Consider the following 14,942-nt stretch of genomic DNA (forward strand, 5'->3'; position numbering starts at 1 on the left):
TTCATTAGATGCCCCAGGCATCTATAGGGCGACGACAAGTTCGGCCAGATCGGTGACCTGCGTGATCTGGCCGAACACCTGATGTCCGACCGTCGATTCCGCGCCGAAATTCCCTTGCCACCGCCGGTTCACCGACCGCAGGATCTGCCCATGACCACCACAGACACCTTTCTGCCGCCGACCTCCGCCGTCCCCGCGGTGCCGGTCCAGCAGCAGCCCGGCCGTCCACGGAGGCCCGATTCCCCACGCCCGTGACGGCGGCGCTGGTCGCGGGCCTGCTCGCCGGGTACGGCATCGCCGTACCGGTCGGAGCGGTAGCGACATATCTAGTGTCCCTCACGGCTCGTACGTCACTGCGGACCGGCGCCTGCGCCGCGCTCGGTGTGGCCAGCGCCGACGGTCTGTACGCGCTGGCGGCGACGGTCGGGGGCACGGCCCTCGCGGGGGCGCTGCGGCCGGTGCTCGGACCGCTGCGCTGGGCTTCCGCCCTGGTGCTGGCCGCGCTGGCCGTGCGGGGCGCGGTCAGCGCGCTGCGGCACTGTCGCGAGCACCGGCTCACCTCCCGGCCCGACCGGCCGGTACCGGGCCCGGGGCGCGCGTATCTCGGCCTTCTCGGGATCACCCTGCTGAACCCCACCACCGTGATCTACTTCGCCGCGCTGGTCCTCGGTACCCGCACCGCACACGCCGTGCCACCCCTGGAGCAGGCGGTGTTCGTGCTGGCCGCCTTCGCGGCCTCCGCGAGCTGGCAGCTCCTGCTCGCCGGCGGCGGCGCACTGCTCGGCCGGGCCCTGACCGGCCTGCGCGGACGGCTGGTGACGGCGTTGCTGTCGAGTGGCGTGATCTTGGCGCTCGCGATACGGATGGCGGTGTCGCCGGTGTGACGGACGGGACCGCGGTACGGATGATTCGTGTGTCCGCCGGTGTTGAAGCAGGCTGCCAGTAGGACGCGGTACCGAAGAGGGGACGAACCTCATGCCTCTTGAGGGCGAGTACGAGCCCAGCCCGACCCAGTGGGTGCGGGACCAGGTCGAGTTGTACGAGAGTTCCGGTGGCACCAAGGGGACGACGCTGCTGGACACGGGGCTGCCCGTGATCCTGCTGACGACCATGGGTGCCAGGAGTGGCAAGATCCGCAAGACGCCGCTGATGCGGGTGGAGCACGACGGCCGGTACGCGGTGGTCGCCTCGCAGGGCGGCGCGCCCAAGCATCCGGTCTGGTACTTCAACGTCAAGGCCGATCCCCGTGTGGAACTGCAGGACGGGCCGGTCAAGCGGGACATGACGGCACGTGAGCTGACCGGCGACGAAAAGTCCGTGTGGTGGGACCGGGCCGTGGCCGCGTATCCGCCATACGCGGAGTACCAGGAGAAGACCTCCCGCGCGATCCCGGTCTTCCTCCTCGAACCGACCGACGCGAGCTGACCCGGAACCACGGCCGGCGACTGCCTCGGCCCCGGGCCACCTTCATCGGGGCCTGGGGCCGCGGCCTTTCCGGCCGGGTCCACCGACCCTTCCGGCCGGGGCCGCCCTCGTTTCCGGCCAACAGCCACCGGCGGCCACCAGCTCCCCCGACCGCCGACCGCCGACTCTCCCAGTCAGGAGCCGCCACCTCCACCGACCAAGAGCCACCCAACTCTCCCCGACCAGCAGCCACCAGCTCCCCCAACCGCCGACCGCCGACTCTCCCAGTCAGGAGCCGCCACCTCCATCGACCAAGAGCCACCCAACTCTCCCCGGCCGGCAGCCACCAGCTCCCCCAACCGCCGACCGCCGGCTCTTTCAGTCAGGGGTCGCCGGCTTTCAGAAAAACTTGTTTCGGGGAGGCATGAACCGGCTCCGGCACGGGCACCCGTGCGTCAGGCCCCGCCGCGTTCCCCCGTCGCGGCGGGGCTTTTGTGTGCCTCGGGTTCAGTCGGCCACCAGCCACTTCCCGTCGCGCATCAGCTCGCGGCCGTCCAGTTCGTTGGCCTCGCGCCAGGCCTGTACGCGTGTCGGGCGGATCCTGAAGTACCAGTAGCGGGTGGTGAGTCGGCGCGGATCGAAGCCGGTCTCCGCGGCGAACCGGTCGCCCTCCTCCTCGGGCAGTTCGTCGGGGCTCAGCGGCTCCACGTCGCCCTCGATCATGACCACGTCCCGGGTCGGTCCGACACCGAGCCGTGCGGTGCCGGTCGCCGTCAGGTTGCGGCCGGTGGGGCTGGCGGCCGGGGTGGCGATCAGCAGGGTCGTGCCGTCCCACACGAAGGACAGCGGGACGAGATACGGCGCTCCCCCGTCGGCGGACGCGGTGGCGACCCAGAGGTCCTCGTCGTGCTCCAGCCGGTGGAGCGTGTCCTGCATGCGCTGTTCGGCGGTGCGGGCGGGCGGCGGGGTCATCGTCGTACGGCCTCCTCGTGAGCGGATCTTCGTGGACGGATCTCATGGGGCTGACGAGCGAACTCGGACCAGTGTGACCGTCAGCCTTCCGCGGCCGCCCTGATTTCGGACAGCCGGGTCGCCGCCGCGGTCAGCAGCAGGTCCAGGGCGGCCGGGTACGCGCTGCCCCGCATCGAGGCCACGAGGTGGCGGGCGGTGGCGGCGATGTGCGGGTGGGTGTCGGCGGGCAGCCGGGCGTAGGTCGCCCGCCAGATCTCCGCCTCGGCCTCCCGGACGGGCCTCGGCAGGGACACATTGGCGGAGTCCAGGGCGCCGAAGCCCAGCGCCTGGTCGATGAAGGCGTGGTAGATCCGTACCGCCTCGGCGTCGGGGAAACCGGCGCCGCGCAGCACGCCGAGGGCGGTCTCCACGGCCTGGATCTCGTGCACGCGCCCGGTCACCCGGTAGGAGCTGAGCACCGCCGCCCGCGGGTGCGCGAGGGCTCCCGCGTGCATGCGCAGGCCCAGGTCGCGCAGGTCGGCGCGCCAGTCGCCGGTGGGCCGCCAACTGCGCATCGTGCGGCCGATGAGCTCGTCGGCGATGGCGAGCATCAGATCGTCGGTGTGCCGGAAGTAGCGGTACAGGCTGCTGGGGTCGGCGCCCAGTGCCCGTCCCAGGCGACGGACGGAGAGGGCGTCCGCTCCGTGCTCCTCGATCAGGCGCAGCGCCGTCTCGACGATCAGCTTCTCGGACAGGACCACACCCTGTTTGGTGGGGCGTCTGCGCCGGCGGGCGGCGGGCGGGACGACGCGTTCGCTCATGGAAGCCCTCCGTGGGATGTGCGGGCACCTTATGACAACAGCGTTGACCTGTGAAGTACACGGACAGTTTCATGTGCGGTCACCGGGGCCGACCAGGCCCCCCGGTGCGAGCGGAGAGCTGGCCATGACCCAAACGCCCTACGGCGCCGACCCGCCCCAGCGGCAGGAGCTGCGCAAGTCCCTCGGAGTCCTCGACGGCATCGCCGTCGCCGCGTCCAGCACGGCCGCGACCACCAGCATCGGCATCGGCCTCGGTGTCACGGCCGGGGTGGTCGGGCTGCATCTGCCGGCCATCATGCTGCTGGCGTTCCTGCCGATCCTGGGCATCGCGGGCGCCTTCTCCCGGCTGAACACGGTCGAGCCCAACGCGGGCAACGGGTACGTGTGGGTGGGACGTTCACTCAACCCGTGGCTCGGCTTCATGGTCGGCTGGGTGAACCTCACGGCGTCGATCGCGTTCCTCGCGTACACCACGGCCGTCACCGGGTCGTCCATCCTGCAATTGGCCGGCGAGGCCGGGCTGCACCGGCTGGCCGGACTCACCCTGGATCCGGGGTCGACCGCGCAGTCGACGGCGGTGGGCATCGGCATCCTGATCGCCGTCACGCTGACCGCCGTGACCGGCATCCGCACCGCGGCACGGCTGCAGACCGGCCTGCTGGTCTTCGAGTACGTCGTGCTGCTCGGGTTCTGCGGCTACGGCATCGTCGCAGGGCCGCACGACTTCAGCCTCTCCTGGTTCGACCCCTTCGCCATCCCCTCGGCGTCGGCGCTCGCGCAGGGGATGCTGCTGTCGGTGTTCTGCTACTGGGGCTTCGAGGTGGCGTTCAGCGTCAACGAGGAGGTTCGCGACCCACGGGACGCCTCCCGCGCCGGAACGATCACCCTGGTGACGATGCTGGGGCTGTTCCTGCTCGGCTCGGTCGCCTTCCAGCGGGTGCTGTCCGAGCCGGAGCTGGCGGGACACGGCGCCGAGGGCCTTGCGTACTTCGGCGACCGGCTGGCCGCGCAGCCGCTGGCCGCGCTGCCGCTGGTGGCCCTGATGTTCTCGGCCGTGGCCTCGCTGCAGGCCGGGGTGATTCCCACGGCGCGCGGCATGTTCGCGATGAGCCGGGACCGTACCGTCGGCCCGGTGTGGTCCAGGATCAGCTCCCGGTACGGCACACCGGCGGCCGGCACGCTGCTGATCGGGGCGATCGCCACCGCGGTGGCCGCGCTCGCCCTGGTGATCCCGCGGCTCGCCGACATGATCCTGGCGACCGTGAACGCCGTCGGCATCGTCGTCGCGCTCTCCTACGCGCTCACCGCGCTCGCCGCCGCCGTACGCTTCCGCTCCCTGCTGCGCACCGACCCCTGGCAGGGCTTGCGGGCGGTGGTGCTGCCCGCGCTGAGCGCCGCCGTCCTCCTGGGCCTCGGCGGCTACCTCGCCTGGTCCTTCTACACCTCCACCGACCGTCTCGAACTCAGCGCGGACAACGGCTGGTTCCTGCTGCTCATGCCACTGGCGATGATCGCGTCCGGCTTCGTCGCCGCCGCGTGTGCCAAGTGGGTGCGCCGCTCCCCGTACTTCCGCACCGGCGAGGGCACGGACGCCGACGCGCCGCAGCTGCTCGCCACCTCCAACTGACCCCCAAGGAAAGAGAACATGCACGCTGATCTCCTCTTCACCGGCGGCCCCGTCCTCACCCCCGAGGGCCGCACGGCGACCGCCGTGGCCGTCACCGGTGACCGGATCACCGCCGTCGGACACGACGAGGTCCGTGAACTCGCCGGGCCCCGCACGGAGGTGGTCGACCTCGCCGGACGGCTGCTGCTGCCCGGCTTCCAGGACGCGCATGTCCACCCCGTGCCGGCCGGACTCGAACTCACCCAGTGCGATCTGACCGGGACGAACACCGCCGCCGAGACCCTGGCCGCCGTCCGGGTGTACGCCGCCGCCCATCCCGAGCGGGAGTGGATCCTCGGCGGCGGCTGGTCGATGGAGGCCTTCGAGGGCGGTACGCCGACGAAGGAGCTGCTGGACGCGGCCGTCCCCGACCGGCCGGTCTATCTGCCCAACCGCGACCACCACGGCGCCTGGGTCAACAGCCGCGCCCTGGAGCTGGCCGGCATCGACCGGGACACGCCCGACCCGGCCGACGGGCGGATCGAGCGGGACGCCTCCGGCGAGCCGAGCGGCACGCTCCAGGAGGGGGCGATGCAGCTCGTGGGACGTCTCACCCCGCCGGCCACCGCGGCGGACCGGTTGGCGGCGCTGCTGCACGCCCAGCGCCATCTGCACGCGCTCGGCATCACGGCCTGGCAGGACGCCCTCGTCGGGGACTTCCTCGGCATGGACGATCCGTCCGACGCGTATCTGACGGCGGCCCGGGACGGTTCGCTCACCGCGCGGGTGGTCGGCGCCCTGTGGTGGGACCGGGAGCGCGGGTCCGAGCAGATTCCCGAACTCGTCGAGCGGCGCGCCGTATCGAGCCACGGCCGGTTTTGTGCGGGCAGTGTGAAGCTGATGCTGGACGGGGTCGCGGAGAACGGTACGGCCGCGCTGCTCGACCCGTATCTGGACAAGTGCGGCTGCGCCACCGCCAATCGGGGCAAGAGCTTCATCGACCCGGCCCAACTGCCGAAGTACGTGACCGAATTGGACGCCCTCGGCTTTCAGTGCCACTTCCATGCGCTGGGCGACCGGGCCGTACGCGACGCGCTGGACGCGATCGAGGCGGCACGGTCGGCGAACGGGCCGAGCGACACCCGGCCGCATCTGGCGCACCTCCAGGTCGTGCACCCCGACGACGTGCCGCGGTTCGCCCGGCTGGGCGCCACCGCCAACATACAGCCGCTGTGGGCCGCTCACGAACCGCAGATGGACGAGCTGACCATCCCCTTCCTCGGGCCCGAACGGGCCGCGTGGCAGTACCCGTTCGGGGCGCTGCAGCGCTCCGGGGCGAAGCTGGCGGCGGGCAGCGACTGGCCGGTTAGCAGCCCCGATCCGCTGCAGGGCATCCATGTCGCGGTCAACCGGGTGGAGCCGGGCGAGGCGCGTGCGGTGTTCCTGCCGGGTGAGCGTCTCGGACTGGCGCAGGCCCTCGCGGCGTACACGGCGGGCACGGCGTATGTGAACCACCTGGACGACACCGGCCGGGTGAGCGTCGGCGCGCTGGCCGACCTGGTGGTTCTGGACCGCGACCCGTTCGCGGGGCCGCCGGAGGCGATCGCGGAGACGAAGGTGGCGCTGACCTATGTCGGGGGCGCGCGAGTGTACGCGACTTGTGAGGCGTAAGCAGTAACACACGTCACGGCCAGGTCACGGTGTAGATCATTTACGCTCTGGGCAGCCTCGTATCGCTTCTCGGTCAACTTTCGTACCACGAAGCTCAGTTCGAGTGCGCGGGCGGTTGTTGACGACCGCCCGTTCGTAGGGCCGGGGGGACTCTGCGGTCCGTCTCCCGAAAGGAAGCCCATGCCTCAGGACGTCAGGTTCGACCTCCCCTTCGACACCCCCGACAGCTTGCTCCCGGCGCAGCCGAGCGCCCAGCTCCAGGCCGCGGAGGCGGGGATCGCCCTGGCCCGCCTCTTGGCGGAACACGTCAATGGGAGCACGGAGCAGTACCGAAGCTGCCAGAACGACGCTCAGCAGCGGCTGGACGCATTCGGATCCCCTGGCTCCAGCACCACACTGCAGGTGGAGGGAGCCCTCCAGCTGGCGCAGCGCGCGTTCCTCCCGCCCGACGAGGAGGGCTACGCCAGGTTGAGGCACCTGGACACCAGCCTCAACATGATCGAAGCAGCCTTCCCCGAAGTCAGCACCGATATCGAGGTCTGCCGACTGACCTGCACGATGCTGGAGGGGGCCTGGAGAAGCCGGGCACTCACCCCGCCGCGCGAGGAGGAGCGGACAACCGCCTGCGCCTGCCCCCTGTGCAGTCGGCTGCCCACGCCCCCCGCACGCACGCTGGGTGACTACGGTTGGCGGCACAGCGCCGGCAGTCCTCTCACCGTCAAGACCTGGCCATACCGCCGGGAGCTCGACAGCGTCCTGACCGGTGGATGGTCCTTCGCCCGGCAGCTGAACGACCGTGAACGAGACCTTGGCCTCCGCCACCGCTTCGAAGACGACATCCTCCTCTTCCACGAGTACAAACGCGTGATCGACACCATTGACACCACGCGCCTCACCCAACTCGTCGAAGGCCGCTTGGCCGAGAGTTTCAGCACCAACACCGCACGGGCCCTGGTCTGCGGGCTCTTCGCGGCCCATAAGCGATCCGTCGACGAGTACTGGCTCCAACAGCACCGCGCGGGCAGCGTCACGCTCCCCCAGACCAACCCACTCAGCCAGAGCACCTACCCACTCCTGCAGATGCTGGACTGCCTGTTCTGGCACGTCTCACCCGACACCGAACTCTGGCAGGAAGAACACCTCGCCTCCCTGCTGCTGTGCCGCGTCATCGACGACATGACCGACGTACGAGCCGACGCCCTCACCGGCGAGATAAGCAACTTCTGGCTCGCCGACATGCCCACCCACACCAAGGCCCTCTACGCTGCCTGCGCCATAGCCCTCGTCAAGTACGGCTGCATGCCCGAGGCGCATACCCCGATGTGGAACACCTGGCTGATGACCAGCACCATCACCTGGTTGGGGCTCACGGGCCGCCACGCCCTGTGGTTCGACGGCATCACCCAGGGCCTCCCCCCGGCCGAGGAGTGCCCGCTTTGCGACCTCCAGCCCAACGCATGCACCGGCATCCTCACCCACGGCACCACCCTCACCATCACCCCGCGGCCCACCGCACCAGCACTGAGCACCCAGACCGCCGAGCTGTCCGCACGCTGCCGAGCCCAACACCCCCAGACATGGCCCCTCTTCGACGCCGAGCTCCATGCCTTCGAAGCACTGCACGGCCCCTGGTACGGCAACATCGACAGCACATGGGAAATCTTGCGCCGCACCTACATCGCCGCCGTGGAGGCGTCCAGCGCCGCACCGTCCACGGACCGCGCTCGTCAGATCCAACAAGACGCCGGCACAGTCGGATGTGAGTACTTTTACACCCTGTACGACCCTCAGACCGGGAGGGAAGACACCGCACTGCTCGCCTACATGTTCGGCTGCGCCCACCCGCATTTCCTCTGGAACGCCACGGGATACCGCCCCACGGAGCTCGCAGGCGACTGGCTCGACGGCTGATGCCGCAATCCTGTTCCAGAAACGCAGTGGATGGTGGTGGGGACCAACGGCGGCGACTGTGTCGCGCCGACCGGGACTTCCCCCAGCTGTTCCCCGCCCGCCACTGCAGTCCGGCTGCAACAAACGCCTGCGCGGCGCATACGAGCTGATCAAACACATGATCAGGATGCTGGCGCAGGACACCTACGAGTGGGCGCTGGTCTCGGGCCGCGCGGCGGCGAAGCAAGGCCCGGCGGCCGCCGCAGAGCCGGCCGGACGAGGCTCCGTGGACGACCTGCCGACCGTATGAGGCTCCGTGGACGACCTGCCGGCCGTATGAGGCAGCGGCGCTGCCCGGTCGGGTTTCCGACCGGGCAGCGGCGTGCTCACACCGGGAACTCGACCGGCAGCCTGTCCAGCCGAGAATCCCAGGTGGAGGCGGTCGTGGTGAGCTCGTCCGCCGGCACGGCCAGCCGCAGGCCCTGCAGCCGGTGCAGCAGGACGTCCACCGCAACCTCGATCATGGACTGCCCGATGTTCTGCCCGGGGCACTCGTGCGGGCCCGCGCCGAACGCCAGGTGCGCCTGGTTGCCCTGCACGGAGACACCCGGGTCGGGCCGGACCTCGGGGTCGAGGTTACCCGGTGCGAGGCCGAGGACGAGCAGGTCGCCCTCCTTGATGCGGTGCCCGCCCAGTTCGACGTCGCTGGCGGCGAAGCGCCCCGGCAGGACGGCCAGCGGCGGAGAGTTCCACATGACCTCCTCCACCACCGCCGAGATGTTCAGCTGACCGCTGATCAGCCCGGAGAGCCGGGAGGCGTCGGTCAGGACCAGCTGCAGCACCCGGGCCAGCAGGTTGGTCGTCACGTGCGCGGCGATCAGCACCACGCGCAGGTGGTGGACGACCTCGTCGTGGTCGAGAGCCGCGTGATGCTCCAGCAGGCCGGTGGCGAGGTCGGAGCCGGGTTCGGACCGCCTGCGCTCGGCGAGTTCACCGAAGATCTCCCTGATCATGCCGTCGTGCACCACGGCGTCCTCGCCGCCCTTGAGCACCTGTGCGCAGGACTCGACCAGCCGGCGCCCCTCCGCCTCGGCAAGCCCCAGAATGCGGGTCATCACGAGCATCGGCAGATAGTCGGCGTAGTCCGCCACCAGATCGGCGCGGCCGTTGTCCGCGAACCCGTCGATCAGCTTATTGGCGAAGTGCGTGGCATGGCGCCGGACACCGCGGCCTGCGGCGGCCTGCAGCACATCGTTGACGGCGCCGCGCAGCCTGCGGTGCGGCTCGCCGTCCTGGGACACGCAGTCGGGACGCCAGCCGAGCATCGGAATCAGCGCCGAAGTCTCCGCGACCCGTCCTTCCCGCCAGTCCCGCCAGTTCCGCGCGTCCCGGGCGAACTGGAGGGGATTGTCGAGCACCCGTCGGCTCTCTCGGTAGCCCAGCACCAGCCAGGCGCGGATGTCGCCCTCCAGCAGCACCGGCGCGACGGCGCCGTGCTCCTTGCGCAGCCGCTCGTAGATGCCGAGCGGGTCGGTCGCCGCCTCGGGCCCGTACAGCCGGGCCACTTCGGCCGAACCGTGCGCGACCGGGCAGCCGCGGGGGGCGTCGGCACTGTCGAGGTTCTGGTCGTTCATCGGGGCTCCAGTGCGACGGCGGAGCGTTCCTGCAGATGGCGTATCAGCGCGACGAGCACGTCACGGCTGGAGGCCCGGTCGCGGGCGTCGCACGCCACGACCGGGATGTCCGGGGAGATGTCCAGGGCGTCCCGGATCTCCTCGATCGGGTGCTGCTTGGAGTCCGGGAAGATGTTCAGCGCGATGACGAAGGGCACGTCCTGCCGCTCCATCTCCTCGATCGCCCGGAAACTGGAGGCCAGCCGACGGGTGTCCACCAGGACCACCGCACCGAGCGCGCCCTTGAACAGCCCGTTCCACAGGAACCAGAAACGCTCCTGGCCCGGTGTCCCGAACAGGTACAGCATCAGGCTCTCGTTGAGGCTGATCTTGCCGAAGTCCAGGCTGACGGTGGTCTCCGCCTTGTCGGCGACGCCGATCAGATGGTCGTCCTCGACGCTGGCCTGCGTGAGGGTCTCCTCGGTGGTGAGCGGCTTGATGTCGCTGACGGAGCGGACCATGGTGGTCTTTCCGGTGCCGAACCCGCCGGCGATCATCACCTTGACCGAGCGCGTGCCTCCGGCGGCGGGTTCGCCGGGATGGTCAAAGCCTTTCCAGTCCACTGAGTACCTCCTGGAGGAGCGCGAGGTCGGGCCCGCGTCCGGCGTGGTGCGCCGGGATGGGATCACGGGCTTCAATACGGCCTGCGTCCAGCAGATCCGCCAACAGCACCGCGAGAATGTTGAAGGGCAATCCGAGATGGGCGCCGAGTTCGGCCACCGACAGCGGATCGCGGCAGCGCCGGACTATCTCCTCGTGCTCGTGCTGCATCCCCGGTAAGGGCGCGGTGCGGGAGACGATGAGGGTCGCCACGTCGAGGCTCGACGCCGACCCGCCCGGCTTGCTGCGCCCCCGGGTGAGGACGTAGTAGCGCTCGAGTCCGGACGGGTCCGTGGGCGGGCGGGGAGCACTCATCCAGAGTGCTCCTCCAGGCGCGGAGTGGTGCCGAGAAGCTCACCCATCCGCCGGGCCAGGTCCCTCATCTGGTGACCCAGCAGGCCCTGGTCGAGTCCTTCCCGGGCCAGGACGCCGAGATACGTCTCGACGCCCGCCCGCACGACGAACAGATGCCCCCCGTCGACCTCGATCATCGCGAGCCGCAACTGGCCCGCGTACTTGGGGAACTGCTCGGCGACCGGCTGGGCCAGGGCCTGCAGGCCGGCCACCACGGCCGCGAAGCGGTCCACGTCGTCGGGGTCTTCGGCGCCAAAGGAGGTGATGGCCTTGCCGTCGCTGGAGGCCACGAGGGCGAAGCGGATCTCCGGGATGCTCTCCACCAGATCGCGGAGCGCCCAGCTCACGTCGGTTCCCTGTTGCGTCATGTGGACTAGTCGCTCTCTTCAATTCGGTGCTCGGTGGACTCGCGGCCGTCGAACGGCGCGGGTGCCACGACGGATTCGGGTCCGGGGCCCGACGCACGGTCATGGGCCGCGGCTGCCTCCACCGGCTCGGCTCCCCGGCCGTGCGCGCGGCCGTCGTCCGTTCCGGGTGCGGCGGACTCCCGACGCAGGCCGAGAGTGTCCTCCTCGGCGGACTCGTCCCCGGTAGTGACCGGAATCCCGAACTCCGTGGAGGACCGGTCCGCGGTCGCCGTCTCCGGCCCGGTCACCGTCTTTGGCCCCGCCGGCTCGCGTCCGGCCGTGGCGAAGGCGGCCAGGCCGGCGAAGGACTCGTCCGGGGGCACCGCGGCGACCTTGGTGCCGTCCGCCCGGCCGGTCGCCTGGGGTGACTGCACCTCCTCCGCCTCCACCTCGCGGCGCCTGCTCCTGCGCCGGGGCAGTCCACCCGGTGTGGTGTCCACCAGACCCGTGCCGTCGGCCTCCATGGATTCGGCGGGTTCCGGGCCCTGCGGTGCGGGCGTCGCCGGTGCCGTGGCGACCGAAGCGGTCGGGGCGGCGGGCGCGGTCGCCGGAGTGGCCGCCGAAACGGGGCTGAAGTACTTGTGCGGGACCACGACGACCACCGAGGTGCCGAGCCACGGCGAGTCCGCGAAGGTGACACGGATGCCGTAGCGGCGGGCGAGGATGCCGACGACCCGCAGGCCGATGTTGGCGTCCTCCGAGATCCCACCGAGTCCGGGACCGGGCGCGGTGCCCGTGAGGGAGTGCTCGGCCTCGCGCTTCTTCTCCTCGCTCAGCCCCTTGCCGGAGTCCTGGATCTCGATGCCGACGCCGTTGGGCACCTCCTTGCCGGAGACGAGCACCGGCTCGGTGGGCGGCGAGTAGCGGGCCGCGTTGTCCAGAAGGTGGGAGAAGATCAGCGTGAGGTGGTCCACCAGGCCGCCGTCGACGCCGAGTTCGGGCAGATGCCGTACCTCGACACGATGGAAGTCCTTGATGCGGCCGATGCCGCCGCGAACCACGCTGAGCAGTCGCTGCGGCTCCTGCCACTGCCGTCCCGGCCGGTCCGAGCCGCCCAGCACGCCGATGCTCGCGGCGAGCGAGTCGGCGGGGCCGAGCTCCTGGTCGAGCTCCATCAGGCCCCTGGCCACCGCGGGCAGCCGGCCGTGCTCGCCCTGCATCTCGTGCAGCCGGCCACGGAGCTTGCTGGTCAGGACGTGGATGCGGTTGCCGATGCTGATCACGGCCTGTTCGGCCGAGGTCGAGCGGTTGAACTCCTCCTCGACGCCGATCAGGGAGGTCCGCAGAATCCTGCGGAGGTCGGCCTGGAGCTCCACGTCGAGCTTCGCCGACCGGTCCGTCGCGGGCAGCAGGTCGTCGATGGCGTCACCGGCGCGCAGTCGCTTCAGGGCGTCGGGCAGCTGCTCCTCGGCGAGCCGGGCGACGGCGGTCCGCTGGTGCGCGGCCTGTTCCTGCCAGACGTCGGCCCGGTCGGTGAGCTGCGCCTCGTAGGACTTGGCCTGTTCGGCCAGCCGCTCCTCGTACGCCCTCGCGCTGTCGCCGAGTCGGGCCTCGTAGACCGCGGTGTGCTCACTGAGCTGGGCCTCGTAGGCGGCCGCCTGCTCGGTCAGCTGGGCCTCGAGGGTGGCGCGCTCGGAGCTGAACTTCCGTTCCAGGGTGGCGACATGGTGCTGCCACTGCTGGGAGTGCTCGGCCTGCGAGGACCGAAAGCTGCCCTCGGCTCGGCGCAGCTGTTTCTGCGAGCGGAGCAGGAGCCGCACGCAGACCGAGCTCGCCGCGGTCGCGGCGGCACCGGCCACCGCGGCGGTTATTCGCTCGGAGCTCATGAACGTGGCGGCAACCGTCCCGCCTCCTAAGGCCAGTGGCATCAACCACCAGCTGTACCAGGCAACAGGGGCCCGCGCCGCCGGTGGCGGAGTGGCGAGTTCCATCTGCATCCTTCGAAAGCAACACGATCGAAACGGGGGGTGTGCAAGGACCGCACTCATGAGTACGCACTACGGGCCGAACCCATCAAGGGTGGTGTCAACTCGCAGTGCCGGTCTGGAGCTTATCGGGTTTGAACCCCAAAGGATCAACCTCGGGCAGTCGCGGACGTGAGGGTTCCATCACTCTCCGGCATGCGCCACAAATCGACAAACACCCTTACAGACAAGGGAACTTACCGACACTCCGCTTGTCACCACGGGACAACTCCTGCCCGGACAACCGTCCTCCATTGATGAGCCCCCGCGAGTTACTCGCCGGTATCGTCACCGTCGTGCCGAAGAGAGCCGCAGCGGGGATAGTCGACACTCGCGGCCCGTTCAAGGCGTTGCCGCCAGGTCTGCCCGACCGACTGAGACCGTTTTTCGCCGATATCACCGAGGAGGTCGTCCGGGCGATCAGAACGGAGATTGCGGAGTACGCGCGTCCGATGGACGACACATACATGCAGGGTGTGCACCGCGGTGTGGACCACGCGCTGCAGGGATTCCTGGAGCGGATGGCCAAACCGGACACCGACTGGGAGCCGGTGAAGGCGACGTACCAGCGCATCGGCCGCGGCGAGGCCGAGGAGGGGCGCAGCCTCGACTCGTTCCAGTCGGCACTGCGCCTGGGCGCGCGGGTGACCTGGCGCCGGGTGAACGCACTGGTCGACAAGGGCCTGCTGCCCCGCCATGTGCTGGGTGCCTTCGGCGAGGCGCTGTTTCTGCATCTGGACGAGATGGCGGCCGCGACGACGGCGGGCTACACCGAGGCGCGTCTGCACGCGGCCGGTGAGCTCCAGCAGCGGCGGGCACGGCTGGTCGATCTGCTCACCGCCGATCCCCCGGCCTCGGCCGAGGCGATCGCGGATCTCGCGCACGCCGCGCGCTGGCCGGTGCCGCGAGCGGTGGCGGTGGTGGCGGTGGACCACGGCCAGTGGTCGGGGGTGGAGCCCATCGTGCCGCCGGAGTTCCTGGCCCGGTTCGATGTGCAGCCCGCGGTGCTGGTCGTATCCGACCCGGAGGGGCCGGGCCGGGGGCGGGCGGTGGCCGGGGCGCTGAACGGACTGCGGGCGGCGATGGGGCCGACGGTCGCGCTCCAGGAGGGGGCGAGATCGCTGCGCTGGGCGGCCGAGGCGCTGGATCTGGTGCGCCGGGGTGTACTCGCGGGCACCGATGCGGACTCCGGGATCGTGCGCTGCCAGGACCATCTCTCCACGCTTCTGCTGCTGCGCGACGACGCGTTGCTGGACGCCATGGCCGAGCGCCGGCTGCGGCCGCTGGCCCAGGTGCGCCCGCCGCAGCGCGAGCGGCTGGCGGAGACCCTGCTGAGCTGGCTCCAGTCCGGCCGGGGTGTCCCCGAGGTCGCCGCGCGGCTGGCCGTGCATCCGCAGACGGTGCGCTACCGGATGCGGCAGCTGGACGAGCTGTTCGGCAGTCTGCTGCACGACCCGGAGGCCCGCTTCGAGATGCAACTGGCCCTGCGCGCCCGCGAGCTCCGCAGGGGCGGCGGAACCGGGGCGGGCGACCCGGGGTGATTTCCTGGACACCTGTCCAGCTATATTGGGCACCTGTCCAAGTAGCGAGTGGTGTGAGGA

General features: G+C 70.5%; 14 protein-coding genes. 7 read left to right on the forward strand and 7 right to left on the reverse strand.

From position 1 onward, the window contains the following. The first annotated feature begins 251 nt into the window (after nt 1-251). Nucleotides 252-884 (forward strand): LysE family transporter, encoded by a 633-nt coding sequence (locus ACFY1J_RS12495; RefSeq protein WP_390731193.1) that lies wholly within the window; start codon nt 252-254, stop codon nt 882-884. A gap of 91 nt (nt 885-975) precedes the next feature. Next, nucleotides 976-1,425, forward strand: a complete 450-nt coding sequence (locus ACFY1J_RS12500) for a nitroreductase family deazaflavin-dependent oxidoreductase (protein WP_390705843.1) — start codon at nt 976-978, stop codon at nt 1,423-1,425. A 486-nt stretch (nt 1,426-1,911) separates the two neighbouring features. Here the strand turns inward: ACFY1J_RS12500 and ACFY1J_RS12505 are convergent, their stop codons facing one another. Both ACFY1J_RS12505 and ACFY1J_RS12510 read right to left on the reverse strand, forming a co-directional pair. Next, nucleotides 1,912-2,376: a pyridoxamine 5'-phosphate oxidase family protein gene (locus tag ACFY1J_RS12505; protein WP_363298103.1), complete on the reverse strand. Its 465-nt coding sequence runs from the start codon at nt 2,374-2,376 to the stop codon at nt 1,912-1,914. An 80-nt stretch (nt 2,377-2,456) separates the two neighbouring features. Then, complete coding sequence (locus ACFY1J_RS12510; RefSeq protein ID WP_390705842.1) at nt 2,457-3,176, reverse strand: TetR/AcrR family transcriptional regulator; 720 nt, start codon at nt 3,174-3,176, stop codon at nt 2,457-2,459. Nucleotides 3,177-3,300: 124 nt separating this feature from the next. Between ACFY1J_RS12510 and ACFY1J_RS12515 the strand changes: the two genes are divergently transcribed. The 4 genes from ACFY1J_RS12515 (at nt 3,301) to ACFY1J_RS12530 (ending at nt 8,653) form a co-directional block, all read left to right on the forward strand. Beyond that, nucleotides 3,301-4,803, forward strand: coding sequence for an APC family permease (locus ACFY1J_RS12515; protein ID WP_390705841.1), 1,503 nt, complete (start codon nt 3,301-3,303; stop codon nt 4,801-4,803). 18 nt (nt 4,804-4,821) lie between these two features. After that, the gene (locus tag ACFY1J_RS12520; protein WP_390705840.1) at nt 4,822-6,453 is read left to right on the forward strand and encodes an amidohydrolase; all 1,632 of its coding nucleotides are present in this window, start codon (nt 4,822-4,824) and stop codon (nt 6,451-6,453) included. Nucleotides 6,454-6,633: 180 nt separating this feature from the next. Beyond that, nucleotides 6,634-8,364 (forward strand): hypothetical protein, encoded by a 1,731-nt coding sequence (locus ACFY1J_RS12525; protein ID WP_390705839.1) that lies wholly within the window; start codon nt 6,634-6,636, stop codon nt 8,362-8,364. A 157-nt stretch (nt 8,365-8,521) separates the two neighbouring features. Then, a complete protein-coding gene (locus ACFY1J_RS12530) occupies nt 8,522-8,653 on the forward strand; it encodes a hypothetical protein (RefSeq protein ID WP_390705838.1) in 132 nt (43 codons plus the stop codon). A 76-nt stretch (nt 8,654-8,729) separates the two neighbouring features. Here ACFY1J_RS12530 and ACFY1J_RS12535 read toward each other — a convergent pair whose 3' ends face one another. The 5 genes from ACFY1J_RS12535 to ACFY1J_RS12555 are packed head-to-tail and all read right to left on the reverse strand — an operon-like array spanning nt 8,730 to nt 13,308. Next, nucleotides 8,730-9,977, reverse strand: coding sequence for a cytochrome P450 (locus tag ACFY1J_RS12535; protein WP_390705837.1), 1,248 nt, complete (start codon nt 9,975-9,977; stop codon nt 8,730-8,732). After that, nucleotides 9,974-10,579 carry an ATP/GTP-binding protein gene (locus tag ACFY1J_RS12540; RefSeq protein WP_390705836.1) on the reverse strand — a complete coding sequence of 202 codons (606 nt, stop codon included), beginning with the start codon at nt 10,577-10,579 and terminating at the stop codon, nt 9,974-9,976. The genes ACFY1J_RS12535 and ACFY1J_RS12540 overlap by 4 nt, the downstream gene beginning before the upstream one ends. Continuing rightward, complete coding sequence (locus ACFY1J_RS12545) at nt 10,560-10,931, reverse strand: DUF742 domain-containing protein (RefSeq protein ID WP_363298110.1); 372 nt, start codon at nt 10,929-10,931, stop codon at nt 10,560-10,562. Before ACFY1J_RS12545 ends, ACFY1J_RS12540 begins: the two co-directional genes overlap by 20 nt. Next, complete coding sequence (locus tag ACFY1J_RS12550; RefSeq protein ID WP_030043913.1) at nt 10,928-11,338, reverse strand: roadblock/LC7 domain-containing protein; 411 nt, start codon at nt 11,336-11,338, stop codon at nt 10,928-10,930. Before ACFY1J_RS12550 ends, ACFY1J_RS12545 begins: the two co-directional genes overlap by 4 nt. A 5-nt stretch (nt 11,339-11,343) precedes the next feature. Then, entirely contained in the window at nt 11,344-13,308 is a 1,965-nt protein-coding gene (locus ACFY1J_RS12555; RefSeq protein WP_390705835.1) for an ATP-binding protein, read from the reverse strand. A 485-nt stretch (nt 13,309-13,793) separates the two neighbouring features. Between ACFY1J_RS12555 and ACFY1J_RS12560 the strand changes: the two genes are divergently transcribed. Further along, complete coding sequence (locus ACFY1J_RS12560) at nt 13,794-14,882, forward strand: helix-turn-helix domain-containing protein (protein ID WP_390705834.1); 1,089 nt, start codon at nt 13,794-13,796, stop codon at nt 14,880-14,882. Nucleotides 14,883-14,942 lie beyond the last annotated feature (60 nt).

The organism is Streptomyces sp. NPDC001406, from assembly GCF_042895285.1.
Classification (GTDB): domain Bacteria; phylum Actinomycetota; class Actinomycetes; order Streptomycetales; family Streptomycetaceae; genus Streptomyces.